The organism is Sagittula sp. S175 (assembly GCF_049800975.1).
In the GTDB taxonomy this organism is placed as follows: Bacteria; Pseudomonadota; Alphaproteobacteria; order Rhodobacterales; family Rhodobacteraceae; genus Sagittula.
Window position 1 is genome coordinate 53607 of sequence record NZ_JBNAGB010000002.1, and the last position, 26256, is coordinate 79862.

A 26256-nucleotide genomic window follows, 5' to 3' on the forward strand; every position below is an offset into this window, starting at 1 on the left:
ACCATGGACCCTTTGACCTGGACCGGCAGCCTCGGCACCGTTCTCGACCCGATCCTCTATATCCTCGTGCCGCTCTTTGCGCTGGTGGTGGTGCTGCGCGTGTTGCTGTCGTTCTTCGAACCCGACACCGGGATGAAGGCCAACCCCGATGGCACCCTCGTCGCCACGGGCGGCATCTGGGGCGGGCTGCGCATGGCGTCGAACCTGCTGGGGCTGGCGCTGATCGCCCTGCTCGCCGCCTACCTGCTGGGCGGCATCCTGCTGGGCGCCTCCGGCGGCATCGTCGGCGGCATGATCCGCCGTTTCCTGCCCGTCTGGATCGCGCTTGCCGCGACCTTCGCGCTGTCAATCCACTACAAACGGCGGCTTGGCCTCTATGGCAAGCTCTTCGACTCCACCATCGGCATGATCGGCTTTGCGCTCGTGATGTTCTGGGTCTTCACAGCGCTCTTTGCCGGGGTATTCGACCTGATCGCCACCCACGACCCCGTGGCGCAGCTGTCGGGGATGAAAAACAAGGTCCCCGGCACCCCGACGCCCACCGCCGAGGCAGGCTTTGGCTGGTATCTGCTTGGCGGCGATAACCTCGCCCGCGACGTGTTCTCGCGCATGGTCAAGGGATCGACCATCGTCATGGCCATCGCGCCATTGGCGACGCTCTTTGCCTTCATGGTCGGCATCACGCTGGGCCTGCCCGCGGGCTACTACGGCGGCAAGCTGGACACGGTGCTCAGCTTCCTCGCCAACCTGATCCTCGCCTTCCCGGTGATCCTGCTGTTCTACCTGCTGGTCACGCCCGAGATCATCGCCACCGGCCTGCCGCAGTTCATGGCCGTCTTCCTCTTCATCTTTCCGCTGATCTTCGTCGCCGTGCTGATACACTCCCGGTTCCGCACGCAGCCGCGCAAGAACATCACCTACCTGGTAGTGCTGCTGGTCCCCATGGCGCTGGCCTACCTCTCGCTCATCAACGAACCGCTGTCGAAAATCGACTTCTGGCCGCTCGACCTGTTCGACGTGCCGGGGGGGATCCTCGTGGTTTTCGTCTCGGTGGTCTTCGTGAACTCGCCCACGGTGTTCCGCATCGTGCGGGGCCTGACCATGGACATCAAGACCCGCGATTACGTCGCTGCCGCACAGACCCGCGGCGAAGGCCCGTGGTACGTCATGCTGTGGGAAATCCTGCCCAACGCCCGTGGCCCGCTGATCGTCGATTTCTGCCTGCGCATCGGCTACACGACGATCCTTCTGGGCACGCTGGGGTTCTTTGGCCTTGGCCTGCCGCCGGAAAGCCCGGACTGGGGCACGACCATCAACGAGGGCCGCCGCCTGCTGGCCGTCTACATGCACCCGGCCCTGCCGCCGGCGCTGGCGCTCTTGTCGCTGGTGCTGGGGCTGAACCTGCTGGCAGACGGGCTGCGCGAGGAATCGTTGCGGGATTGACGACGGCGGACCGAGGCTCTGCCCCGGACCCCGAGGGTATTTGGAAAACCAAAGAAGCAGGGGCGCGCGCTCTTGTTCTGGAGGCTAAGACATGACCGAGCGCTTTGACGGGCCGATCCTGGAAATCGAGGACCTCTCGATTTCCTTCTTCACGCGGCTGCGGGAAATCCCTGCCGTGATGGATTTTTCGGTGCGGGTCATGCCGGGCGAGGCCGTGGGGCTGGTGGGCGAAAGCGGCTGTGGCAAATCCACCGTGGCGCTGGGGATCATGCAGGACCTCGGCAAGAACGGCCGCATCGTCGGCGGGTCGATCAAGTTCAAGGGCCGCGACCTCAACACCATGTCGCTGGAGGAGTTGCGGCGCATTCGCGGCTCCGAGATTGCCATGATCTACCAGGAGCCCATGGCCTCGCTCAACCCGGCGATGAAGATCGGGCGCCAGCTGATGGAAGTGCCGATGATCCACAAGGGCGCGTCCGAGAAAGAGGCCTACGACCGCGCGCTTCAGGTGGTGACGGACGTCAAGCTGCCCGACCCGAAGCGCATCCTCGACAGCTATCCGCACCAGCTGTCCGGCGGCCAGCAGCAGCGCATCGTCATTGCCATGGCGCTCATGGCCGAACCCTCGCTGCTGATCCTCGACGAACCCACCACCGCGCTGGACGTGACGGTCGAGGCCGCCGTGGTGGAACTGGTCAAGGAGCTTGGCGCCAAATACGGAACGTCGATGCTGTTCATCTCACACAACCTCGGGCTGGTGCTGGAGACCTGTGACCGTCTTTGCGTGATGTATTCCGGCGAGGCGGTGGAGACCGGCTCCATCGCCGACGTCTTTGACCAGATGCAGCACCCCTACACGCAGGCTCTGTTCCGCTCGATCCCTCTGCCCGGCGCGGACAAGAACGCCCGCCCGCTGGTGGCGATCCCCGGCAACTTCCCCCTGCCCCACGAGCGCCCGCCCGGTTGCAACTTTGGCCCGCGCTGCGATTATTTCGAGGCCGGGCGCTGTGACGCCGTGGACCGCGTACCGATGTCGCCGGTGCCGGGCGATGAAAGGCATCGCTCGCGCTGCCTGAAATTCGCGGAAATCGACTGGACCGCTCCGCCTGCCAACGTCGTGGCCAAGGAGAAATCCGAACCGGGCCGCGTGATCCTGAAGATGGACCACCTCAAGAAATATTACGAGGTGGCGGCCAACAAGCTGTTCGGCGGCTCTGCCGGGACGAAGGTGGTCAAGGCCAACGAGACCCTGACCTTCGAGGCGCGTGAAAGCGAGACCCTCGCCATCGTCGGTGAATCCGGCTGTGGCAAGTCGACCTTTGCCAAGGTGCTCATGGGGTTGGAGACCGCGACCGACGGCCAGATCCTGCTGGACAACCGCAACATCGAAAGCACCCCCATCGAGGCGCGTGACACCCAGACCATCGCCGATGTGCAGATGGTGTTCCAGAACCCCTTCGACACGCTCAATCCGTCGATGACGGTCGGGCGGCAGATCATGCGCGCGCTGGAGATCTTTGGCAAAGGCGCATCGGATGCCGAGCGGCGCGACGAGATGTTGCGCCTGCTGGACCTCGTGAAACTGCCGCGCGAGTTTGCCGGACGGATGCCGCGCCAGTTGTCCGGCGGGCAAAAGCAGCGCGTCGGCATTGCCCGCGCCTTTGCCGGGGGCGCGCGGATCGTGGTGGCGGATGAACCGGTATCGGCGCTGGACGTCTCGGTACAGGCCGCCGTCAGCGACCTGTTGATGGAGATCCAGCGCGAGCAGAAGACCACGCTTTTGTTCATCTCGCACGACCTGTCGATCGTGCGTTACCTCAGCGACCGGGTCATGGTCATGTACCTTGGCCACGTGGTCGAACTGGGGACCACCGAACAGGTCTTCTCTCCCCCCTATCACCCTTATACCGAGGCGCTTTTGTCAGCGGTGCCCATCGCGGATACCTCGGTCGAGAAGACGCATATCGTCCTCGAAGGCGACATTCCTTCTGCCATGAACCCGCCCCCCGGATGCCCGTTCCAGACGCGCTGCCGCTGGAAATCGCAGGTGCCCGGCGGCCTGTGTGAGCGCGAAGTGCCGCCGGTCCGGATGCTGGCCGAGGGCCATCAGGTCAAATGTCACCTCTCCGACGCAGACCTTGCCGGCATGGAACCGGTCATCAAGATCGCGGCGGAGTAGCGCGGGCCACGCCGCTCCCTAGCATGTCGCGCTGTTCCGCGGCCTGCTCGGACGCGGCGGGGACCACCAGCGTGATGACCTCCGCCTCTCCGCCATCGCGGGACTTGCGGATGAAATACGGCGAGATCGTCGACTGCGCGAGAATGTCGTTCTGGCCCTTCACCGACAGGGCATCGGTCAGTCGGAAGTCCGCCACAGCCTCGTGCAGGCGGCTCAGCTCCGCCTGAAGCGGGACGGCCGCCTCGACGTGCAGGACAACGCTGGCCCCTTCGGCCAGGGTCAAATCGGCCATGTCATAGGGATGGAACCGAAAGCCCCCCCGGCCCAGCGTCAGGACAAGGCCGGGAACAGCGGTTCCGTTCACGTCCATCGTCGCGGGCACACGGCAGGCGCGACGGTTGTAAACCAGCGCCCAGGCCCATCGCACCACCAAATCCGCCCCGAACAACAGTCCGATCACCAGGATCAGAAGACCGACCACCGCACCACCGCTGACCACCTTGTTGTCGCGCAGCAACCGGTCGACCTCGTCCCAGTCGACGCGCCCCTCGGTAAAGACACCGGCCAGCTCTTCGGGGGTGCTGGTCATGGCGTTCTCCGCCTGCTGGCAGGCCAGCGTCGCCTGTTGGTCGAATTCCCGCAGCATCAGGCGCACATGGCGCCCGTCGAACTCTGCCCCGGGGTGTGACAAGCGCGCCGCTTCTGACATGATTTCCAGCGCAATCCCGCTGAGCACCTGCATGCGGTGCTCCTCCAGCGCGCGCAGCATGGACACCTCGCTCAGCGTACCGATCCTTGTCGACAGCCGGTCGGCAAAGGCGGGCGATATCGCACCACCGTTTGGCGGCAGAACGGACATCAGCCGCACCAGTCCCACGAGGTCGCCGGGCGCCTGGCATGGCTCCGCCCGCGCCCCGGAGGACGCCATTACGCATAGCGCCAACCCAAGCATCGCCACCAGCCGATGCCATGTCGCCGTCAACCGTTCTTGCCGTCCGTCACCCGCCATCACCCTCGGATCCTGCAACATCCGCGTTGGATGTAAGGATCGCGCAAAAGCCTCAACAGCGCGCTAAACTTTTCAATTGTCGGGAAATTTGCCCGCTGACCGAAGCCCGGCAGAGGCACGCCAGTGGCAACCCGGACAGGGAAAAGGCAGCCTCAGCTGCCCCAGATCACCTTCACGTAGTTCTTCGTCTCGCGGTAGGGCGGCACACCATTGTGCTTTTCCACCGCCCCCGGCCCCGCGTTGTAGGCCGCCAGAGCCAGTCGCCAGTCCCCGAACTTGCGGTACTGGATCTTCAGGTACTTGGCCCCGCCTTCGAGGTTCTGCTGAGGATCATGCGGATCGACTCCCAGCGCCTTGGCCGTGCCCGGCATCAACTGCGCCAGCCCGATGGCGCCCTTGTGCGACAGCGCTTTTGGATTGAACCGCGATTCCTGCATCACGAGGCGCAGGAACAGGTCCTCTGGCACGCCATGCTTCTGCGCGGCGACCCGCGCCATAACGGCATAGGGACCGTTATAACGTCCCCGGTACTTCGGCACCGGCCCGCCAGCCGCGGCATCATCCCCGGTGCCCCATTTCGTCGGCGTGACCACCTTTGGCGGCTGCAACCGTATGGAATTGTTGTATTGCTGGGATGCACGGTTATCCAGAACACTGGTCTGAGAGGAAAACAGCAGCGCGCGGTTCTTGGTCGAAATGGTCTCGGCCACAGTCGCACCGGCCACGAGGCTCAGCCCCACGGCCAAACCGATCCCAAAGCGTGACACCGCCATTCGCTATCCCTCACCGCTACTCTTCTTTTGCGCGAGACACTAACCGAAATGAACGAGACCGGGAACCCCGAACCACCCTACGCGTTTGTCCCCTCTGGGCCGCTGGTATAGAAACGGCAGACATTCGCCGACGCGATTCTCCCGCATCGGCCCCAATCCTGTTTCGAGAGGGAGTTACATGGCCGGTTCAGTGAACAAGGTGATCCTGGTGGGCAACCTCGGGCGCGATCCCGAAGTCCGCAGCTTTCAGAATGGCGGCAAGGTCTGCAACCTGCGCATCGCGACCTCCGAGACCTGGAAGGATCGCAACACCGGCGAGCGCCGCGAAAAGACCGAGTGGCACTCGGTGGCCATCTTCCAGGAAGGCCTCGTCCGCGTGGCCGAGCAGTACCTGCGCAAGGGCTCCAAGGTCTATATCGAAGGCCAGCTTCAGACACGCAAGTGGCAGGACCAGTCCGGTCAGGACCGCTATTCGACCGAAGTCGTCCTGCAAGGATTCGGCGGTCAGCTGGTGATGCTCGACGGCCCGGGTGGCGGTGGCGGTGGCGGCGGGGATCGCGGCGGCTACGGCGGCGGCTCCTCCGGTGGCGGCTACGATGACCGGGGCGGTTATGACGACGGCGGCTACGGTGGTGGTTCGGGCGGCGGCTACGGCGGCGGCTCCGGTGGCGGCTCTAGCCCATCGCGAGCACCCGCGCGCGACATCGACGACGAAATCCCGTTTTAAGGGACACGCAAGGGGGCCAATCGGCCCCCTTCTTCTTACGCAGCCGCCGCTGCGACAAAGGCGGCAACAACCGGATGCCGCCGCCCGACCAGCGCTGCGCGCTCGGGCCGGAACGCCGTCCCCAGAAAGAACCGCCGTCCCTCCAGCGCCATGGCCCGCACCGCGCCGTCCCTGTCGCGCGCCGCCACCCGCAACCCGCTGCCGTCGAAAATCCCCGCGTACTTCGGGTTCAGCCCGAAACTGCAACGATAGCTTTCGTCTTGCTGAGCCTCCCCGCACAGCCGCGCAACCAGCCCACCCGGCTCCGGCAGAACCGGCTCCGACACCTCGACCAGCGCACAGGTCAGCGCCGACACCAGCGGCATCCCGCACGTCGGATCAATCTCGGTGATCCCGGCCGCCGGATAGCCCAGCACGTTGCGCGCATATTCCACCAGCATATGCTGGTAGCCGCCACAGGTCCCGAGGAAGGGCATGTCCGCTTCGCGCAGGTATCGAATGGCGGCGAGGGCATTGTCGAAGTCGGCGTAGGGACTGGCCGGGACGACCCAGCCCGCATCATATTCCGCCAGGACCGATGGATCATCCAGCCGCGCGGTCCCGAGCCATGCGAAGGAGACCTCCAGTCCCAGCGCCGCAGCCTCCATATCCAAGGCCACGGGGATGGCGCGATGCGCCGTCACCTCCTCGGAATGATCCCCGATCAACGCGATCCGCATATCACACTCCCCAGCAAACCTCGTCACATGACCCCTCTCCGTCCCATCTGTCCAGCCCCGGGACACCACGTCCCCTTTACCCTTTGCGCGCGCCATGCTCCTATCGGGCGCAACCACGCGGAGCCGCCATGACCTGGTCCTTTCCCATCGGCCGCCTTCTCGGATCCGAGCTGCGCGTCCACGCGACGTTCTTCCTGCTGCTCGCCTGGATCGGCATCTCCGCCTGGACAACGGGTGGCCCCGCCGCCGCGCTCGACAACGTGCTGTTCGTGGTGCTGCTGTTCACCTGCGTCGTGGCGCATGAATACGGCCACGCCCTCATGGCCCGCCGCTTCGGGGTGAAAACCCCGGACATCACCCTCCTGCCCATCGGCGGCCTCGCCCGCCTGGAACGCATCCCCGAACGCCCCGGCCAGGAAATCGCCGTCGCCCTCGCCGGTCCTGCGGTCAACGTGGTGATCTGGGCCGTGCTGATCGCGCTTGGCGCCGACACCAGCGTCGAGGCCCTGTCCGACCCCACCGCCACCGGCAACCTCGCGGGCCGCATCGCCGCCGTGAACCTCGCACTGGCGCTGTTCAACATGCTCCCGGCCTTCCCCATGGACGGAGGCCGCGTGCTCCGCGCCGCCCTCGCCATGGGCACGAACCGCGTCCGCGCCACCCGCATCGCCGCCGCCGCCGGACAAGTGGTGGCCTTCGCCTTCGCCTTCTACGGGCTATACTCCGGCAACCTCATGCTGATCCTGATCGCCCTCTTCGTCTGGATCGCCGCCGAGGGCGAAGCGCAGGACGTCTCCATGCGCGACGTGGCCAAGGGCCTCTTCCTGCGCGACGCCATCATCACCAGCTTCGAACCCCTCGCCCCCGAGGACAGCCTGCACACCGCCGGCCAGACCCTGATCCGCACCACGCAACACGAATTCCCCGTCCTCGATCCTGATGGCCGCCTGCAAGGCTTCCTCACCCGGCAGGCCCTCTTCACCGCCATGGCCCAGGGCGAAACCGGCCTGCACGTCGGCGACGTCATGACCCACGACGTCCCGGCCCTGCCGCTGGCAACACCCCTGCTCAAGGTCCTCGAAGCCCTGCAATCCGCTCCCGCCGTCGCCGCAGTGGACCCGTCCGGCCACGTGCTGGGCTATGTCACGTCGGAAAACGTCGGCGAACTCATGGTGCTCCGCCGTCCACGCTGACCGCAGCGCCGTCAGAGCCAATCCTCGTGTTGGCCGTCGATATTCTCCCACGTGCGGGCGATGGCGCGCCGTGCTTCCAGAACGTAGTACCCGATGGGCTGACCATCGCCGCCTGTGATCTTTCCGATCCCCAGCGCCCAAGGCGTGCCATCGGTCGTGTACATTCCCCAGGCTTCCTTCGACGTGAAATCGTCGCCAGCGGGCGTGCTGCCCGGCAATGTCCCCACGTTGACGTATTCCGAGGGGCTGAACCCCATCACCGTGCCCGGCCGCAACCCCCTCACGTGGTTGCGAAACGCGGTCTTGACCGCAACGTTCATCCCCGCGGCCCAGGCGCCGGAACCTGTCCCCACATGCACCACTTGCCGATCACGGATGTTGAACAGCCAGCAGCCGCTGAACGGTCCGCTTATCACCGGACGCCAAAGGGTCGCCGTCGTGGCCACCCCCGCCTGCCACAACAGGAACCGAAGGTTATGGGCGACGGGCGCGTCCGAGTATCCAAGAATATGATAGACCGTGGACATGACCAACCCGGGTTCGGGCTTGCGTTGCATGACCTCGTCCAGATCCGCCACCGTCCAGGTGGCATCCCGGAAATAGTCGGCCACCGCGCCTTCGTTCGGGGCATCGGGGGCACCAAAATACGGGTTTGGTCCGACAAGCACCTTGCCGACAAGCTCACTGGGTCGCATCCATCGAACCTTTCACAAGACCGGGGCGCGCGACGCGGACCTGCCACCAGAGCAGCCGACGCGCACCTCTTCCGTCTCGATCTTGGGATGCGATCCGAGTCGCGGCAATGGATAAATTCCGCTAGGTAAAGTATACCATACCGTGTGTGACGCACGTCGGCCCGAAGGGGGTCAACGCCCGGCCAACTGCTCTGCCAGCAAGGCGCGCACGGTCTCGCGCGGCACGTCCGAGGTGACAAAGGCCTCCCCGATCCGGCGCGCCAGAATGAATCGCAACTGGCCGTCGATGACCTTCTTGTCCTGTCCCATCAGGTCCAGCAGGTGCTCCGCATCCGGCAGATCGCCGGGAATGTCCTTCAGGTCGCAGCGCATCCCCGCGTCTTTCAGAAGCGCCCGAACCCGGCTCGGGTCCTCCTGCGGGCACAGCCCCAGCCGCGAGGACAACTCGAAGGCCAGCGCGCAGCCGATCGCCACGCCTTCGCCATGCAGCAGCCGGTCGCCGTATCCCGTCGCCTTTTCAAAGGCGTGACAAAACGTGTGCCCGAGGTTCAGCAGCGCGCGGTCGCCCTGCTCCGTCTCGTCCCGCAGCACGATCTCCGCCTTCATCTCGACCGAGCGTTTCACCGCGTATTGCCGCGCCGCCACGTCGCCGCCGATCACCGCCGCCGCGTTCTGTTCCAGCCAGTCAAAGAACCCCGCGTCGCCCAGCATCCCGTATTTCACCACCTCGCCCATCCCGGCGCGGAAGTCGCGCGGCGTCAGCGTGCCCAGCACGCCAATGTCCGCCAGCACCCGCGCGGGTTGGTGGAAACTGCCCACGAGGTTCTTGCCCTGCGCCGTGTTGATCCCGGTCTTGCCACCGACAGACGAATCCACCTGCGCCAGCAGCGAGGTCGGGATCTGCACGAACCGCACACCCCGCCGCAGCACCGCCGCAGCAAAACCGACCAGATCGCCGATCACGCCGCCGCCAAGTGCGATCACCACGTCGCGCCGCTCGACCTTGGCCTCCAGCAGCCATTCCACCGTCTGCGAAAAATACGGCCAGCTTTTCGTCCCCTCGCCCGCAGGCAGGGTCATGGCAACGCTCTCGATCCCCTCGGATTTCAGCGCCGCCTGCAAGGTCGCCAGATGCGCCGCCGCCACCGTTTCATCCGAGACGATGGCCACGCGAGACCGCTTCAACAGCGGTGCGATCTCGGCCCCGGCCCGCTCCAGCAGGCCCTCGCCGATGCGCACCTCGTACTCACGACCTTCCAGCGGGACAGAGACGGTTTCGATCATGTCAGTCTTTCCAATACATCCGGGCGCGTGCTCAGCAGCGCCTCTTCCACCCGGCGCGCCATGGCGTCCAGCGACAGCCCCGGCTCGGAGCGCACGACCACATCCGCCTGCGCATAGACCGGCACGCGCTGCTCGTAGAGCGCGCGCAACGTGCCCTTCGGGTCGGGCGTCTTCAGCAGCGGTCGCGTATCCTTGTGCCGCACCCGCTCCCACAACAGGTCGAGGTCCGCGTTCAGCCAGATGGACACGCCCTTCTGCGTCATGATCTGCCGGTTGCGCTCCGCCATGAAGGCGCCGCCCCCAGTCGACAGAACGCCGGGCGCGCCGTCCAGCAGCCGTTCGATGATCTGGGTTTCCTTGCGGCGAAAGAACGCCTCGCCGTCGCGGGCAAAGATCTCGGCGATGGTGCGCTGCGCCGCTTCCTCGATCTCGTGATCCGAATCGCGGAAGACCACGCCCAGATGCGCCGCAAGCGTCCGGCCCACCGCCGTCTTGCCCGCGCCCATCATCCCCACGAAGACGATGGTCTTGTGCAGGACCAACCCCCTGCCGGACGCCTCGTCCGCCGCATTGGTCAATTCCCGGTGATCCGTCGCTTCGGCCATTCCTTGCCCATCTCTTGCCTGTTGCGTGAATGACGTGAACCGGACAAAAAGGCTAGGTATAAAGCGAAAAAACCTGAGGCAGGGGGTGCCCACATGGGGCGACTTATCAAATGGCTATTCTATCTCCTCATCCTGGGGCTGCTGGTGCTGATCGCTTACGTCTACGTCGGCCCGTACTTCGGCGCCGACTTCGGCCCGGCCCAGGATGAAATCCGCGTGCCCGTGCAACTGGACGGGAACTGACGTGACCATGGCGGCATGGAAACGACGTCTGGGAGTCGCATTGATCGCGCTGGCCCCCGCGCAGGTGCTGGCACAGACCGACCCCGTGACCTCCAGCGCCCTGCCGCCCGCCGTGGACAGCGCACCGCTGTCCGCCGCGAATGTCGGCGCGGCGGGGCTTCTGGGAACGGCGACGACCGGCCTGCCGCCGACGCTCTGGCGCGCCTCCGATCCACGCAGCCTTGCGACCCTGATCGCCGCCGTGGACCTGCCCGTGCCCGCCATGACCAGCCTGATGCACACGCTGATCCTGGCCGAGGCCGCGCCGCCTGCCGGGGACAACCGGCTCGACTTTCTCGCATCGCGGCTCGACTGGCTGATGGCGCAAGGCGCCGTCGAAGAGGCCCTGGCCCTGCTCGACATCACCGGCACCGAGGACCCGCGCCTCTTTGACCACTGGGTCGATCTGTCGCTGCTTCTGGGCCGCAGCGAACCCGTCTGCGCCAAGCTCGGAGCCCAGCCGCGCCTGTCCAACGACCTCTCGCTGCGCATCTTCTGCACCGCCCGCGCCGGTGACTGGCAACGCGCAGCCCTGATCCTGCAAAGCGCCGAGACGCTGGGCGAGATCACCGGCCGCCGCGCCGAACTGCTGCGCCGCTTTCTTGACCCCGACATGGGGGACGATCGCGTCCTGCTGCCGCCCGTGCGCCCGACGCCGCTGGAATTCCGCCTGTTCGAAGCCCTTGGCGAACCGCTGCCCACCGCGCCCCTGCCCTTGCCCTACGCCGTGCTCGACCTCTCTGGCGACAACGGCTGGCGCGCGCAGATCGAAGCCGCCGAACGGCTGGCCCGCGCAGGCAGCTTTGCGCCGAACCGCCTGCTGGGCATCTACACACTGCGACAGCCCGCCGCCTCCGGAGGGATCTGGGACCGCGTCGAGGCCCTTCAGGACTTCGAGACCGCACTGGACCGCAACAACGATGCCGCCATCTCACGCGCGCTGATCCGCGTCTGGCCGCAGATGGCCCACGCCCGCATGCTGACTCCTTTCGCCGACCTTTTTGCGCCGCGCCTCGCAGGCCGCAAGCTGGACGGACGCGCCATCAGCATGGCACGCCGTGCGATGTTCCTCAGCCCGCAATACGAGGAACTCTCGGTCCAGCTGGGCGACAGCGGAACGGAGGCCCGGTTCCTGACCGCCGTGGCGCGCGGCCTCCCGCCCGAAGACATCCCCAACCTGCCCCATGCCGATGCCGTCGCGCAGGCCTTCCGCAACGCGGCGATGCCCTCGGTCCTGCAAAACCAACTGGACGAAGGCCGCCTCGGCGAAGTCATCCTGCGCGCCATCGCCCTCTTTGGCTCGGGCGCCGCCGGGAACGGGCAGGACCTGACCGATGCCCTGGCCACCCTGCGCGCCGTGGGGCTCGAGGACACGGCCCGCCGCGCGGCGCTGGAACTGATGATCCTCGACGCCGAACGGGCCCTGCAATGAGGTCCGGGCGATGACCATCCCCCCCTCCCGCTGGCTTCCCCTGTTCCTCGAAGCCATGGCCGCCGAACGCGGCGCCGCCGCCAACACGCTGGCCGCCTACGAACGCGACCTCACCCATGTGGCCGACTGGCTGGCGGACAAGGGCCGCGATTTCGCCACGGCCTCGCGCGATGACGTCGAAAGCTATCTGGTGGATTGCGATACGCTGGGCCTGAGCCGCGCGACACGGGCGCGCCGGCTGTCCGCGATCAAGCAACTCTACCGCTTCGCCTTCGAAGAAGACCTGCGCGAAGACAACCCCGCCGTGCAGATCTCCGGCCCGGGCCGCGACAAGCGCCTGCCCAAGACGCTCTCCGTCGAAGAGGTCGACCGCCTTCTGACCGCCGCCGAAGCCCATGGCCGCACCCCCGCCGACCGCGCCCGCAACGCCTGCCTGATGCAGGTGCTCTATGCGACGGGCATGCGTGTCACGGAACTGGTCTCACTGCCCGTGTCCTCGGCGCGCGGCGATCCCCGGATGCTTCTGATCCGCGGCAAGGGCGGCAAGGAACGCATGGTGCCGCTGTCTCCGCCTGCGCGCGAGGCCCTGGCCACCTGGCTCGCCATCCGCGACGCCGCCGAGGACGAGGCGCGCAGCAAGGGCCACGCCCCCTCCGCCTTCCTCTTCCCCAGCCACGGCAAGGCCGGTCACCTGACCCGCCACGCCTTCTACATACTCATCAAGGACTTCGCCGTCGAAGCCGGCGTATCTCCGTCCAAGGTCACCCCCCACACCCTGCGCCACGCCTTCGCCACTCACCTTCTGGCGAACGGCGCGGACCTAAGGGCGATCCAAACCCTGCTCGGCCACGCTGACGTGGCCACGACCGAGATCTACACCCACGTCCTCGAAGAACGCCTGCGCGAACTGGTGCTGGACCACCACCCGCTCGCCAAGGACTGATAAGCCGCGTTTCCCGCCATGTTTCACATGGGCTTTCAGGTGTCACTTTCAATCAGATTTCGCTTGCTGACGCAGGCGACACTCTAAACGGGATTTCGCCTGCTGACGTAGGCGGCACTCTAAACGGGATTTCGCCTGCTGACGCAGGCGACCGGGGGGGGGGGGGGGCCCCGGGGGGGCCCCCCGGGGCCCGCGGGGGGGGGGCCGCCCCCCCCCCCCGTTTTTCGCTGGCAGACGCCGGCGACCGGCGCGCCGCTCCGCGGCGCGGGACCAGTAATTGCCAGTCGGATCTTCGCCAGACCGCACCGTCGAGGGGGCGCTGCCCCCGGCCGCTGCGCGGCCCCCCGAGGGTATTTGGATCAAGATGAAGGCACAGGACGGCCCTCCCCTTCATCTTGATGAAAATACCCTCGGGGTGTGGGGCAGAGCCCCACGATGCCGCAGGCATCTCACCGGACCTCCACCGGGCGGCGAAGTTGTTTGGGCAGAATGTCCTGCGACGGCCAGACCCCGGTTTCCAGACAGCGGTCGTAGCCCTGCGTCAATCCCACCGCCCGCATCCGCTCGCGCGCTCCCTGCCAATTGTACTCCAGCCGGTGCAACGACACCTGCCCGCTGTCCAGCACTGCATAGCAGGTGTGAGGCCGCCCATCGTTCGGCGGCAATCCAAGGGAGCCGGTGTTGATCCATTCCGTCTCGCCCACTTCGCGCCGAAACGGCAGCCCGCAATGGCCGGCAAAGATGCGACGTGGCGTGCCCTGCCCCGTCAGCGCCGACCGCCTTGCCAGTTCCTCGGCGAACGCTGCCTCCGCAGTGACCGGCCACAGGAACTGCGCGATATCCGTATAGCCGCCATGGATCGCCGCGCAGTCGTTGAAGGTGATCTCGTCGGGCAAACCCGCCATCCAGGCCCGCGCGTCCTCGTCGATCTTCCCCCGCGCGAAGCCGTACTACCCCACCGACAACACATCGCAGGTCGAGCCTTCGTCGAACCCGCAGCCACAGTCCTCGGCGTTCTCCGCCAATTGCCGCTCGCAGTTTCCGGCCAGGACGTGACAGCCCCAGTCGCGCACCTCGGCCACCGTCGCCGCCGGATCGCCGCAATAGGCGACAACGTCCCCGGTACACACAACCCGCTCCGCCGGGATGCCCCGGGCGGCGGCCTCTGCCCTCAGCGCCTGCACCGCCTGCAGGTTCGACACCGGCCCGCCAAAGACCATCACCGGCGCGTCGTCGTCAAACGCGTGCACAGTGCGAAAGCTCATTCTGCTGCCCCTTGAACCATGGGCGCACGCGCCCCATAACCCCTCCATACATCAAGGAAAGCGCGCCCACATGGAACCTCAAACCGACCTGGACACGGCCTTCTGGATCACTTCCGGGGCCATCCTCGCATTGATTACCATGTCCGCCTTCTTCTCTGGCTCGGAAACCGCGCTGACCGCTGCCTCGCGCGGGAAACTGCGGGCCGCCGCGGACAAGGGCGCATCCGGTGCCGAAAAGGCACTGAAGATCACAGAGGACAACGAGCGCCTGATCGGCTCCGTCCTTCTGGGCAACAACCTGGTGAACATCCTGGCCACCTCGCTTGCCACCGCCCTGTTCACCAACCTCTTCGGCGACAGCGGCGTGGCGCTGGCCACCATGGTGATGACCGTGGTCGTCCTCGTCTTTGCCGAGGTCCTGCCCAAGACCTACGCCATCACCAACCCCGAAACCGCCGCCGCCCGCGTCGCCACGCCGATTGCCGTGATCGTGCGGTTGTTCTCTCCGGTGGTCTCCGCCGTCCGCCTGCTGGTGCGCGGCGTGCTGCGCGTGTTCGGCGTGCAGACCGACCCGGACAGCCACATCCTCGCCGTCCGCGAGGAGATCGCCGGTGCCCTGCAACTCGGCCACTCCGAGGGCGTGGTCGAGAAGGAAGACCGCGACCGCATCCTTGGCGCGCTCGACCTTGGGGATCGGACCGTCGAAGAGATCATGCTCCACCGCTCCAACATCGAGATGATCGATGCCGAGACCCCGCCGCAGGACATCCTGCAACAGTGCCTCGAATCCTCCCACACGCGCCTGCCGGTCTACCGCAACGACCCCGAGAACATCATCGGCGTGGTCCACGCCAAGGACCTGCTGCGCGCCATGTACAAGCTGACCACCGGCGAGGAGCCGCTCTCCGAGGCGCTGAAGGGCTTCAAGGTCACCGACGTGATGATGAAGCCCTATTTCGTCCCCGACACGACCTGGCTGGACGACCAGATGCGCCAGTTCCTGCGCCGCCGCACCCATTTTGCGCTGGTGGTGGACGAATACGGCTCGCTGAAGGGGCTCATCACCCTCGAAGACATCCTCGAGGAAATCGTCGGCGAGATCACCGATGAATTCGACCCGCAGGCCGAGCACCAGATCACCCGCACCGAGGACGGACAGTTGCTGGTCGACGGGGCCATGACGATCCGCGACTTCAACCGCGCCACCGATTTCGCCCTGCCGGACGACGAGGCCAACACCGTGGCGGGCGTGGTGATCTACGAAAGCCAGATGATCCCCACAGTGGGTCAGGTCTTCAGCTTCCACGGCTTCCGCTTCGAGGTGCTGGCGCGCGAGAACAACCGCATCACCAAACTGAAGATCATGCCGCTCTGACCACCTGTGACAGCCTCCGGCGTTAACCCGTCGCATCTGATTAGAACTGTCATAACACCGGCGGCGCGGGGCAAGGGTTTGTCAACGAAGCTCTGGCCTGATGGCGGGTGACCCGGTCGCAGAACCGGCCCTTCGATCAGGCAGAGCAGCCATGAGCCCAGAGGCAATCCTCAACATCCTGCGCATGCGCGCGCAGGCCCTCGACGACAAAAGCGGCGCAGTCATGCACTGGCACATCCCGCGCCCGCTGAACGGTGTCACGCCGAAACCCCGGATGCACTGGGGAGTCCTTCCGTCCGAACGGCGCCCCTCCGCCGGCACGCCGCCTGTTCCGTCGCCCCGGCCCCGGCGCGGGACCAACTGACCTCAGCCGTCGCAGGCGCAGCCCACGCCCTTATGGCACTGGTAGCTGCGCGAAATGCAGCTGTTGCCACAGGCCTTGCCCTTGCTGCACCGCTTGCAGCAAGTGGCCGACCAGACAACACCGTCGTCGAGGTTCAGCAGCCGCTCCATGACGCCATTGGGATCGACCAACGTTTCCGGCGCGGTGGACTGCACGCCCACGTCCTGCGCCAAAGCGACTTGGGCCGTTGCTGTCACCACGACGGCGAAAAGACATGACATAAAACTGCGCAGCATCTAAATTCTCCCTGCCCCGCCAGCAGGTTACGCGCAGGTTAATGCATCGCCAACACGTTTACCGTTTATTAACCGTTAGCGGGTCTCGGAGAGTATCATCCGTTCGCCCGGTCATGGGCCGCCTTGGCCGCCGCCTCCAGCCGCTTGCGGTCCGGCTCCCAGTCCAGCGCCCCCATCGCCCGTTCGAGGTATTCCTCCGACCGCACCCGCGCCGCCTCGCTCAAGCCCTCGTCCGGGTGGCGCGTCAGACCGGCCAGCACCTTCTGCAACCGCTCCTGCACTTCGCGCGTGCCCGCCCCGTCGCGCGAAATCGCGTCAAAGGCATCGCCCACCAGCGCCTCGGCATCCAGCGGCCGCACGTACAGCCGCGGATTGCGCGCCTCTCCGTCGCCCTCGGTCTCGTCGCGGTATTCCGACAGGATCCGCCCCGACCGGTTGATGATGTCGATCGCCGTGCCGCCATCGTTGATCCCCGGCGACAAGGCCTTGGACGCGATCTGCGCCATGGTCATCAGGCCAAAGCGCGGGTCCTGGTCATACGTCCGTTCATCGCCCATCACCACGTTGGCATGGATTGTCTCGCGCAGCCGCCGCCGCGTGTCCTCGTCCGCCTCCGCCAGCCCGCAGACCTTCGCCACGGGCGCCCGGACAAAGACGAAATCCCCGATCTCCGCCAGCATGTAGACCTCGCAGCCCAGTTCCTCTGCCATCTCCTGCAAGGGCTCGGGGTGAATGATCTGCACGTACCCCGTCTCGGGCGCGACCACGGTCAGCCCGTCCTCCGGCACGTCACCGGTCAGGGGCGTCGCCCCAAGGCAGGGGTTCTCCAGCCGGTCGCGGAACTGCTGGTCGGTGATTTCCTCCACCTGCCGGGCCGAGTTGATGAGCGATCCCAGCGACTGCAGATGCATCATCCAGCGGATCAGCGACCAGACGATCAGCACCAGCACCGCCACCGTCAGGACAAACATCACCAGCGCCTTTTCGTCGCCGATGTAACTCACCTCGCGCAGCACGATGGCCGTCAGCGCATAGACATAGGACCCGATGAAGGTCGCCAGCGTGTTCTGCGTCACCGAATCCCGCCGGATCAACTGTTGCAGGCGCGGCGTGAACTGGCTCGCCGTGGCATGGTTGGTCGACACCATGACCGTCAGCGAAAAGGTCGTGACCGTCAGCATGGCCGCCGCGATGATGTCCAGCAGCCGGTCGACCGAGGTCCCCGCCACCCAGGCCTGCATCGCTTCGGGCAGCAGCCGCTCGATGATCTGGCTCAGCGGGATGACCGCCATGGCCATCAGGCCAAAGATCGCCACCCGCACCCAAAGCATGCGGGAGTATCCGCGCAGGATGCGCAGGGCTTTGCGGGGCAAGGAGAAAATACTGTCCATGCCGCGCAATCTAATGCGCCCGCAGGCCGTGCCAATCCCAACAAACACGACACCAAAGGTCGCATTCGGGCAAGGAACCGTCTCATCCGCCGCTAGGCTGAAATCAAAACCGCAGGGAGCCCACCATGAAAACCACCACCCGAGTCGTCGTGATCGGCGGCGGAGTCGTAGGCTGTTCCGTCCTTCATCACCTCACCAAACTCGGCTGGTCCGACGTCATGCTGCTGGAACGCTCCGAACTCACCTCCGGCTCCACATGGCACGCGGCGGGCGGCTTTCACACGCTGAACGGCGACACCAACATGGCGGCGCTTCAGGGCTACACCATCCGCCTCTACCGCGAGCTGGAGGAGCTCACCGGCATGTCCTGCGGGCTGCACCACGTCGGCGGCATCACCCTCGCCGACAACCGCGACCGCTTTGACATGCTGCTGGCCGAGCGCGCCAAGCACCGCTACATGGGCCTCGAGACCGAGATCGTCGGCCCCGAAGAGATCGCCAAGATGACCGATCTCATTAACCTCGACGGCATCGTCGGCGCGCTTTACGACCCCCTCGACGGCCACCTCGACCCCTCCGGCACGACCCATGCCTACGCCAAGGCCGCGCGCATGGGCGGCGCGGAAATCCACCTGCACACAAAGGTCATCGCCACCACCCAGCGCCCCGACGGCACATGGGACGTGGTGACCGACAAGGGCACCGTCCACACCGAACACGTCGTCAACGCGGGCGGTCTCTGGGCGCGCGAGGTCGGTGCCATGGCGGGCGTCTACCTGCCGCTGCACCCGATGGAACACCAGTACCTCGTGACCGAGGAAACCCCGGAGATCTACGAGCGCGCCGAGGAACACCCCCACGTCATGGACCCCGCCGGCGAGTCCTACCTGCGGCAGGAGGGCCGCGGCCTCTGCATCGGTTTTTACGAACAGCCCTGCCGTCCATGGGCCGTCGACGGCACGCCGTGGGAGTTTGGCCACGAACTGCTCCCCGACGACTTCGACAAGATCGAACAGTCCATCGAATTCGCCTATCGCCGTTTCCCGGTTCTGGAACGCGCGGGCATCAAATCGGTCATTCACGGCCCCTTCACCTTTGCCCCCGACGGCAACCCGCTGGTCGGCCCCATTCCCGGCCTGCGCGGCTACTGGTCGGCCTGCGGCGTCATGGCGGGCTTCTCCCAGGGCGGCGGCGTCGGCCTGATGCTCGCGCAATGGATGATCGAGGGCGAATGCGAACGCGACACCCGCGCGCTGGACGTGGCGCGGTTTGGCGACTGGATCAGCCCCGGCTACACGCTGCCCAAGGTGATCGAGAACTACCAGACGCGCTTCTCCGTCTCCTACCCGAACGAGGAAAAACCCGCCGCCCGTCCCCTCGCCACCACGCCGATGTACGACATCTTCGACGACATGGGCGCGGTCTGGGGCGCGCAATACGGCCTCGAAGTGCCGAACTACTTCGCCGCCGAAGGAGAGCCGCGATATGAAACGCCGTCCTTCCGCCGCTCCAACGCCTTTGACGCCACCGCCCGCGAGGTCCGCGCCGTCCGCGAAGCCGCAGGCATCAACGAGGTGCAGAACTTCGGCAAATACCGCGTCACCGGCGAAAACGCGCGGGCTTGGCTGAACCGCATCATGGCAGGCCGCATCCCGAAACCGGGCCGCATCGCGCTGAACCCGATGCTGTCCCACGCGGGCCGCATCATCGGCGATTTCACCGTCGCCTGCCTGTCGGACACGGACTTCCGCCTGACCGCCTCCTACGGCGCGCAGGCTTATCACATGCGCTGGTTCCTCCAGAACGCCGAACCGGGCGTCACGATCGAGAACATCTCGGACCGCTCCACCGGCTTCCAGATCGCAGGTCCCAAGGCCCGCGAGATCCTGCAATCCTGCACCCGCTCCGACATTTCGGACATGAAGTTTCTCGACGTGCGCCCCCTGACCGTCGGCATGGTCGACTGCCTCGTGCAGCGCGTCAGCTACACCGGCGACTTGGGGTTCGAGATCTACTGCGATCCGATGCAGCAACGCGCGCTCTGGTCCGTGCTGTGGGCCGCTGGCGAACCGCACCGCATGAAACCCTTCGGCATGCGCGCCATGATGAGCCTGCGCCTCGACCGCTTCTTCGGCTCCTGGGGGCGCGAGTTTTCGCCCGACTACACCGCCGCCGAAACCGGGCTGGATCGCTTCATCCAGTGGGACAAGGACTTCATCGGCAAAGCCAGGGCCGAGGCCGAACACGCCACGCCGCCCGACCGCACCCTCGTGCATTTCATCGTCGCGGTCGAGGACGCCGACGTTCAGGCCTACGAGCCGGTCTGGATCGACGGGAAGGTGCAGGGCTTCTGCACCTCTGGCGGGTATTCGCATCACACCGGCCAGTCGGTTGCATATGCATTGATTCCCCGCGCCTGCGACGCCCCCGACCTGTCCGCCGAGATCGAAATCCTAGGGAAACGCTGCCCGGCGCGAAAAATTTCCACGGATCTTTTCGACACGGACGGCAGCCGGATGCGCGGCTGACCGATACGGTTTGCCCTGCAAAACAAGGGCCAAATCACTACCGCAAAGGTTGCATTCGCCGCGTCGCGGCGGTGTCGCCTTCGCAGCCGCAGCGAATAATTTTCTGTCTTTTCAGGATATTCCTCGGTATAGAAATGACCATGCGAGACATTGCCATTTTGATCCCTGCCGCCGGTGCCAGCTCCCGGATGCGCGGTAAAGACAAGCTGCTAGAAACCGTCTGCGGCGTGCCACTCCTGCGCCGCATGGCTCAAACCGCCATTGCCACCGGTGCCCATGTCGCCGTGACGCTGCCAGACTACGACCACCCCCGCGCCCGCGCCCTAGCGGGTCTGCCGGTGCAAATCGTGGCCGTGCCCGATGCCTGCGACGGAATGTCCTCGTCGCTGCGGCGCGGCGTCGGCATGTTGCCCCGTGGCATGAGCGCCGTGGTGATCCTGCCCGCCGACATGCCGGAGCTGGAGGCCAACGACATTCGTCACCTGATGGAGGCGTTCAAGTCGATCCCCCATCCCATGCTGCAACAGGCCACGGCAGAGGACGGCACGCCGGGTCACCCGGTGCTCTTCCCCGCCGATTGCTTCTCGGCCATGGCGCAACTGACGGGCGATCACGGCGCACGAGAGATCCTGCGCGCCAACCAGCACCGCCTGCGCCGCGTGACCCTTCCGGGCAACCGCGCGCTTGTCGACCTCGACACGCCCGAAGCCTGGGCCAGCTGGCGTGGAAACTGCGACGACATGATCGTCGAAAACATGAAGGTGCCGGCGGAATAACCGCCGGTCCACCAGTCCCGACAGATCGGGGCCCCGCTCATGGGGTCCCCGTCCAAGGAACACTGACAGACGGGCACTTCCCGGAAAATTCGATGGAAACGTCAGGACGCCACGGCGTAGCGCTGCATGACGCGCCGCACCGACGGCCCCAGGAAATCGCGTTTCGACCAGACCTCCCGCACATTGGCGGCCTGCGCCTTGGCATACATGAAGGGCGTCGGGAAATCGCTGACGATCACCACCGGCACGCGCCTGAACTGTTCGCTCGCCGCCAGCTCGCGCACGAAATCCACGCCCATCCCGTCGGGCAAGGCATTGTCCAGAAACACCATCGTCACATTGCGATCGTTCAGCCGGGCGCGGGCCTCCTTCAGGTCCTTGGCGACCAGCAACGGGATATTCGGGAACTCCTTGGCCAACACCCGGCGCATCATCCGCCGGTCAAACTCCTGATCGTCGACGATCAGGCACAGCTGTTCTGTCTTGCCCATGGCCTTTCATCCTTCCCAAACGTCGACCGAGACTGACCGGGAAAGATTAACAAACCCACAACCTATTGAATTACATCAAATTAAACGCAAACAGGGCGGCCTCCCCCAAGGCCGCCCTGTTCGTTTGTCCGCCCCCGCGAAATGCGCGTTCAGGGGACAGGCTGCATATGTCAGGGCACCAGCAGTGCGGCCTCGTGCTTCTTCAGCGAGCGGCGCGCCGAAGCGTAGGCCTTCAGGCCCTCGGCCTCTGCCAGCTCCGGGAACAGTTCCAGGATTTCCTGGCGCTGCGCGTTCCCGATGCCCTTAAGCGAGTAGTCGCCGGGCTGGAAGCTCTCGGTCCATGCACCGTTCGACAGAACCACCTCGTGCTGGTCGAACATGATGTGGATGTAGGACACCGACCCGGTTTCCACTTCCTCGACACCGTCCAGACCCAGCAGGTGCTTCGCGGCCACCAGAACTTCGCGCTCTTCGAAGTACAGGGCGGTCTTGTCGTTGGCCACCAGCACGCGGTGGTTCGGCGACACCAGCATGTCGTGCTCGGGCAGGTTGTTGCCCAGGGCACCCTGACGGATCAGCACCGGGTTCAGGTGCGGCTTGCGGGCCAGATCGTGGCCGGTCAGGTCCTTGCGGCCGACCCACTTGATCTCCTGGATGCCGTTGTCGCGGGTGATGACCCGGTCACCGACTTCCAGATCCTCGACCAGCTTTTCACCGGCCGGGGTGGCGATCAGCGTGCCGGGGGTGAAGCAGGGCACCACTTCCTCGATCTCGAAGAAGTTCATGGTCCCGGTCACGTTGCCCGCGCCGTCGAGGTATTCCACGGTGCCGTCGATGCCGTTGCCGTTCGAGTCCGTCACGGTGTTGACGATGCGCCAGTCGACGTCCCGCACACCCGCACCGGTCAGGTCCAGAATGTCGTAGTCGCCGTTTGCCGGGTCGGACACGTCGGGCGTGTCCACGAAGCCCTCGGAGCCACCGTCGACCACGTCACCGGTGCCTTCGGCTGCCGAGGACACCACGATCACGTCGCGGCCTTCGCCACCCGAGATCGAGTCCACACCGGCGCCGCCGTTCAGCGTATCCGCGCCCTGACCACCGATCAGCGTGTCGTTGTCGTCACCGCCAAAGATCAGGTCTTCGTCGATGCCACCGTCGAGGTAGTCGTCGCCCGAGCCACCGCGCAGCGTGTCGTCGTCGTCGCCGCCAAAGATCGTGTCGTTGCCGAGGAAGCCCTCGAGCAGGTCACGGTCGTTCTCGGTGTTGACGTCGATGGCGTCGATCTGCTCCAGCGCGGCGATGTTCGACCCGTCGATGTAGTCATTGCCCTGGCCACCGTCGATGGTGTCGGAACCGTGACCGCCGATCAGGCTGTCGTCGTCGTTGTTGCCGCGGATCAGGTCGTCGTCGATGCCGCCGATCAGCGTGTCGTTGCCTGCGCCACCGGTGATGGTGTCACGGTCGTCGCCGGTCTCGATGTAGTCGTTGCCGCCTTCACCGTCGACCGAGTCACGGCCGTCTTCCTGGTTCGGGTCACGGGTGAAACCGAAGGTGTCGTTCAGGAACGACCCCGGCAGGAAGGCCGCGTCGTCACCCTCGTAATCCGAGAAGGTGTCGGTGCCCGCGATGATCGTGTCGTTGCCCTGACCGCCGGTGATGGTGTCGGCACCCTGCACGTCGTACAGGTAGTCGTCGCCACCCGCCAGGTCGACGAGGTCGTCGTCGATGCCCGGCAGAACGGTGTCATCGCCAGCGCCCGCCAGGATGGTGTCGGCATCGTCGCCCGTCGAGATCACGTCCGCACCGCTGGTGCCAACGACGCTGTCCAGATCATCCGACGGATCGGCGTCTTCGTCAAAGCCGTCCAGCGGGTCCAGCGGCTGCAGCGCCGGGTCGACCGGGAACACATCGGTGTCGATGCGCCCCAAGGCCGGGTTGTTGATGCCCACGCCCACGGTGATCGTACCGGTGTCGGTGCCGCCCTGACCGTCGGAAACGGTGTACTCCAGCGTCTCCAGGCCCAGGAAGCCCGCGTCCGGCGTGTAGGTCACTTCGCCCGTGGTCGGGTCAAAGGTCACGGTGCCGTTGGCCGGAGTGGTTACACCGGTCAGCGTCAGCGGGTCGCCATCGGCATCGGTGTCATTCACCAGCGGCAGGATGGTGACCGGAGTGCCCGGCGCGGTCTCGACCGCGTCGTCTACCGCCACCGGCGGGGTGTTCTCGGCCACGGTCACGGTGATGGTGCCGGTGTCGGTGCCGCCGTTGCCGTCGTCGATGGTGTACTCAATGGTGTCGGTGCCTTCGAAGCCGGGGTTCGGCGTGTAGGTCACTTCGCCCGTGGTCGGGTCCAGCGTCGCCGTGCCGTTGGTCGGCGTGGTGATCGAGGTCACGGTCAGCGGGTCGCCGTTCGGATCGGTGTCGTTCGACGCCGGGGTGATGACCACCGGGGTATCGACCGGGGTCGATGCCGTGTCATCCACCGCTGTCGGGGCTTCGTTGCCGGTGCCCACGGTGATCTCGATCACGGCGGTGTCGGTGTTGCCGTTGCCGTCGGTGATCGTGTACTCGATCCGGTCGATGCCGTTGAAGCCCGCATCGGGGTTATAGGTCACTTCGCCGGTACGCTCGTCGAACACGGCCACGCCGTTGGTCGGCTGGGTGATAGCGGTGATCGTCAGCGGATCGCCATCCGGATCGGTGTCGTTGTCCAGCGGAGTCATCACCAGGTTGACGTCCTCCGGCGTGGAGTACGCGTCATCCGCAGCGACCGGCGGGTTGTCGCCCGGCTCGGTCACGGTGAAGGTCACGGTGCCGGTGTCGGTGCCGCCATTGCCGTCGTCGACGGTGTAGAACAGCGTGTCGGTGCCGATGAAGCCGGCGTTCGGCGTGTAGGTCAGCTCGCCGGTTGCATCGTCCAGCACCACGGAACCGTTCAGCGGCGAGGTGATCGACAGGCCGGTCACGGTCAGCGTGTCGCCATCCGCATCGGTGTCATTGGCCAGCAGCGACACGGTCACCGGAGTGTCCAGCGAAGTCGTCGCGGAGTCATCCACGGCCACCGGCGGGGTGTTCGGATCGGTCGGATCGGTCACCGTCACGGTGATCAGGCCGGTATCGGTGCCGCCATTGCCGTCGGATACCGTGTATTCGATCGTCGCCTCACCGACGAAATCCGTATCCGGAATGAAATTGACAGCGCCAGAGCCCGGATCGACCTCGGCGAAACCGTTGGTCACTGTACCAATGGAGGTCACGGTCAACGTGTCGCCATCGGCGTCGGTGTCGTTCGCGGTGGCACTGATGGCCACACCCTCGTTGATCGTCGTGGTCGCGATGTCGTCCACGGCCACCGGCGGCGTGTTCGGATCGGTCGGGTCGGTCACGGTGAAGGTGATCGTCGCCGTGTCGGTGCCGCCGTTGCCGTCGGTGATGGTGTAGTCCACGGTGTCGGTGCCGACGAAACCCGCGTTCGGCGTGTAGGTCACTTCACCCGTGGTCGGGTCCAGCGTCGCGGTGCCGTTGGTGGCGGTGCCGATGGTGGTGACGGTCAGCGTGTCGCCGTCCGGGTCGGTGTCGTTCGACAGCGGGTTCACGATCACCGCGGTGTCCAGCGTGGTCGAGAAAGCATCGTCCACGGCATCCGGGTCCATGTTCGCGTCTGCCACGTCCACGGTCGAGAACTCGATGTCGGACACGTTCACGCGCTGCTCGGACACACCGCCGTTGGCATAGTTGATGACGATCTGTGCGACCGGACCCGCGATCTCGACGAGGACAGAGCCGTCCGCGTCGGTCAGACCGGTGGTGGTCTCGCCGTCCAGCGTGTTGCCGGTCACGTTGACCGAACCCGCCGGGGTGAAGGTCACGGGAACTTCGTTGCCCGCCGCGTCATAGGCGGTCACGGACAGGATGTCCTCGAAGGCGCCTGCGCTGCCGTCGATGTCGCCCACGGTGTCGGTGTCGATGTCGTTCAGACGGAAGGACACGTTCTGCACCTGGTCGGTGTACAGCGCGCTGTCGGTCGACCGGAAATCCAGCGTGGTGGTCGAGGTCGGCCCGGCCACGCCGTCAGCCTCACCGAACAGCTTCAGCCAGGACTGCGGGTCGTAGGTCTCGCCATCGGCCACGTAGCCCGGTGCGTTGAAGGTGAACGCCTGAGAGCCCACTTCCAGCCCGTCAAAGGTGATGTCCACGGCAACGCCGCCGGTGTCCACGGTTGCCGACGGTGCGCCCGCCAGTTCGTCGGTGTCGGTCAGAACGGTGCCGTATGCGCCCAGTGCACCCCAATCCAGAACCAAATCAGCCATCTCAAGACCCTCATTTTCCTGTCGGGGGCAGGCCCCAGCCGCAGATCATCGCGGCGACAATGCCCGCGGCACTGCCCATTTCCTCATTTCGCTCTGCTCTGATGGTCTCGACGTTTTCGCCGTGCCTCATGCCCACGTCTTTACGCGGACTGAAGAACGCCTGGCGGCTTGGACGAATCTCGTCCTCGCATCACGTCGGA

At 65.8% G+C, this 26256-nt stretch carries 23 protein-coding genes; 11 read left to right on the forward strand and 12 right to left on the reverse strand.

Translation table 11 applies throughout. From position 1 onward, the window contains the following. Positions 1–3: 3 nt before the first annotated feature. A complete protein-coding gene (locus ACP16H_RS03360; RefSeq protein WP_425070838.1) occupies positions 4–1443 on the forward strand; it encodes an ABC transporter permease in 1440 nt (479 codons plus the stop codon). 91 nt (positions 1444–1534) lie between these two features. Continuing rightward, a complete protein-coding gene (locus tag ACP16H_RS03365; protein ID WP_425070839.1) occupies positions 1535–3622 on the forward strand; it encodes a dipeptide ABC transporter ATP-binding protein in 2088 nt (695 codons plus the stop codon). On the opposite strand, the gene ACP16H_RS03370 is transcribed toward ACP16H_RS03365, so the two are convergent. Continuing rightward, on the reverse strand, positions 3603–4631 hold the full coding sequence (locus tag ACP16H_RS03370) for a hypothetical protein (RefSeq protein WP_425070840.1): 1029 nt from the start codon (positions 4629–4631) through the stop codon (positions 3603–3605). The two genes, ACP16H_RS03365 and ACP16H_RS03370, sit on opposite strands and share 20 nt — an antisense overlap. A gap of 152 nt (positions 4632–4783) precedes the next feature. Then, the gene (locus ACP16H_RS03375; RefSeq protein ID WP_425070841.1) at positions 4784–5404 is read right to left on the reverse strand and encodes a lytic transglycosylase domain-containing protein; all 621 of its coding nucleotides are present in this window, start codon (positions 5402–5404) and stop codon (positions 4784–4786) included. Between the two features lie 178 nt (positions 5405–5582). Here ACP16H_RS03375 and ssb point away from each other — a divergent pair, with 178 nt between their 5' ends. Next, on the forward strand, positions 5583–6131 hold the full coding sequence (gene ssb, locus ACP16H_RS03380; protein ID WP_425070842.1) for a single-stranded DNA-binding protein: 549 nt from the start codon (positions 5583–5585) through the stop codon (positions 6129–6131). A 35-nt stretch (positions 6132–6166) separates the two neighbouring features. Here the strand turns inward: ssb and ACP16H_RS03385 are convergent, their stop codons facing one another. Continuing rightward, positions 6167–6850, reverse strand: coding sequence for a glutamine amidotransferase-related protein (locus tag ACP16H_RS03385; RefSeq protein ID WP_425070843.1), 684 nt, complete (start codon positions 6848–6850; stop codon positions 6167–6169). 128 nt (positions 6851–6978) lie between these two features. Here ACP16H_RS03385 and ACP16H_RS03390 point away from each other — a divergent pair, with 128 nt between their 5' ends. Further along, entirely contained in the window at positions 6979–8043 is a 1065-nt protein-coding gene (locus ACP16H_RS03390) for a site-2 protease family protein (protein WP_425070844.1), read from the forward strand. Positions 8044–8054: 11 nt separating this feature from the next. Here ACP16H_RS03390 and ACP16H_RS03395 read toward each other — a convergent pair whose 3' ends face one another. The 3 genes from ACP16H_RS03395 to ACP16H_RS03405 form a co-directional block, all read right to left on the reverse strand. Further along, a complete protein-coding gene (locus ACP16H_RS03395) occupies positions 8055–8738 on the reverse strand; it encodes a hypothetical protein (RefSeq protein ID WP_425070845.1) in 684 nt (227 codons plus the stop codon). Between the two features lie 171 nt (positions 8739–8909). Next, entirely contained in the window at positions 8910–10022 is a 1113-nt protein-coding gene (gene aroB / locus ACP16H_RS03400; protein ID WP_425070846.1) for a 3-dehydroquinate synthase, read from the reverse strand. Beyond that, positions 10019–10627 (reverse strand): shikimate kinase, encoded by a 609-nt coding sequence (locus ACP16H_RS03405; protein ID WP_425070847.1) that lies wholly within the window; start codon positions 10625–10627, stop codon positions 10019–10021. The genes aroB and ACP16H_RS03405 overlap by 4 nt, the downstream gene beginning before the upstream one ends. Before the next feature lie 93 nt (positions 10628–10720). Between ACP16H_RS03405 and ACP16H_RS03410 the strand changes: the two genes are divergently transcribed. Genes ACP16H_RS03410 through ACP16H_RS03420 form a run of 3 tightly spaced genes read left to right on the forward strand, consistent with a single transcriptional unit; the run spans position 10721 to position 13284 of the window. After that, complete coding sequence (locus ACP16H_RS03410) at positions 10721–10870, forward strand: hypothetical protein (protein WP_425070848.1); 150 nt, start codon at positions 10721–10723, stop codon at positions 10868–10870. A 7-nt stretch (positions 10871–10877) separates the two neighbouring features. Continuing rightward, positions 10878–12341, forward strand: coding sequence for a hypothetical protein (locus tag ACP16H_RS03415; RefSeq protein WP_425070849.1), 1464 nt, complete (start codon positions 10878–10880; stop codon positions 12339–12341). A 10-nt stretch (positions 12342–12351) separates the two neighbouring features. Then, on the forward strand, positions 12352–13284 hold the full coding sequence (locus ACP16H_RS03420; protein WP_425070850.1) for a site-specific tyrosine recombinase XerD: 933 nt from the start codon (positions 12352–12354) through the stop codon (positions 13282–13284). A 449-nt stretch (positions 13285–13733) separates the two neighbouring features. On the opposite strand, the gene ACP16H_RS03425 is transcribed toward ACP16H_RS03420, so the two are convergent. Together ACP16H_RS03425 and ACP16H_RS03430 are read right to left on the reverse strand one after the other, a co-directional pair. Next, positions 13734–14189: a metallophosphoesterase family protein gene (locus ACP16H_RS03425; protein ID WP_425070851.1), complete on the reverse strand. Its 456-nt coding sequence runs from the start codon at positions 14187–14189 to the stop codon at positions 13734–13736. Positions 14190–14234: 45 nt separating this feature from the next. Then, positions 14235–14549 (reverse strand): metallophosphoesterase family protein, encoded by a 315-nt coding sequence (locus ACP16H_RS03430; protein ID WP_425070852.1) that lies wholly within the window; start codon positions 14547–14549, stop codon positions 14235–14237. Positions 14550–14619: 70 nt separating this feature from the next. Here ACP16H_RS03430 and ACP16H_RS03435 point away from each other — a divergent pair, with 70 nt between their 5' ends. Next, a complete protein-coding gene (locus tag ACP16H_RS03435; protein ID WP_425070853.1) occupies positions 14620–15924 on the forward strand; it encodes an HlyC/CorC family transporter in 1305 nt (434 codons plus the stop codon). 151 nt (positions 15925–16075) lie between these two features. After that, positions 16076–16288, forward strand: coding sequence for a hypothetical protein (locus tag ACP16H_RS03440; RefSeq protein WP_425070854.1), 213 nt, complete (start codon positions 16076–16078; stop codon positions 16286–16288). Between the two features lie 2 nt (positions 16289–16290). On the opposite strand, the gene ACP16H_RS03445 is transcribed toward ACP16H_RS03440, so the two are convergent. Both ACP16H_RS03445 and ACP16H_RS03450 read right to left on the reverse strand, forming a co-directional pair. After that, on the reverse strand, positions 16291–16563 hold the full coding sequence (locus ACP16H_RS03445; protein WP_425070855.1) for a hypothetical protein: 273 nt from the start codon (positions 16561–16563) through the stop codon (positions 16291–16293). Positions 16564–16658: 95 nt separating this feature from the next. Next, a complete protein-coding gene (locus ACP16H_RS03450) occupies positions 16659–17954 on the reverse strand; it encodes a DUF2254 domain-containing protein (protein ID WP_425070856.1) in 1296 nt (431 codons plus the stop codon). Positions 17955–18079: 125 nt separating this feature from the next. Between ACP16H_RS03450 and ACP16H_RS03455 the strand changes: the two genes are divergently transcribed. Continuing rightward, entirely contained in the window at positions 18080–20482 is a 2403-nt protein-coding gene (locus ACP16H_RS03455; RefSeq protein ID WP_425070857.1) for a GcvT family protein, read from the forward strand. Positions 20483–20622: 140 nt separating this feature from the next. Further along, complete coding sequence (locus ACP16H_RS03460; protein WP_425070858.1) at positions 20623–21258, forward strand: nucleotidyltransferase family protein; 636 nt, start codon at positions 20623–20625, stop codon at positions 21256–21258. Between the two features lie 101 nt (positions 21259–21359). On the opposite strand, the gene ACP16H_RS03465 is transcribed toward ACP16H_RS03460, so the two are convergent. Both ACP16H_RS03465 and ACP16H_RS03470 read right to left on the reverse strand, forming a co-directional pair. Beyond that, on the reverse strand, positions 21360–21749 hold the full coding sequence (locus ACP16H_RS03465) for a response regulator (RefSeq protein ID WP_425070859.1): 390 nt from the start codon (positions 21747–21749) through the stop codon (positions 21360–21362). Positions 21750–21919: 170 nt separating this feature from the next. Continuing rightward, the gene (locus tag ACP16H_RS03470) at positions 21920–26056 is read right to left on the reverse strand and encodes an Ig-like domain-containing protein (protein ID WP_425070860.1); all 4137 of its coding nucleotides are present in this window, start codon (positions 26054–26056) and stop codon (positions 21920–21922) included. Positions 26057–26256 lie beyond the last annotated feature (200 nt).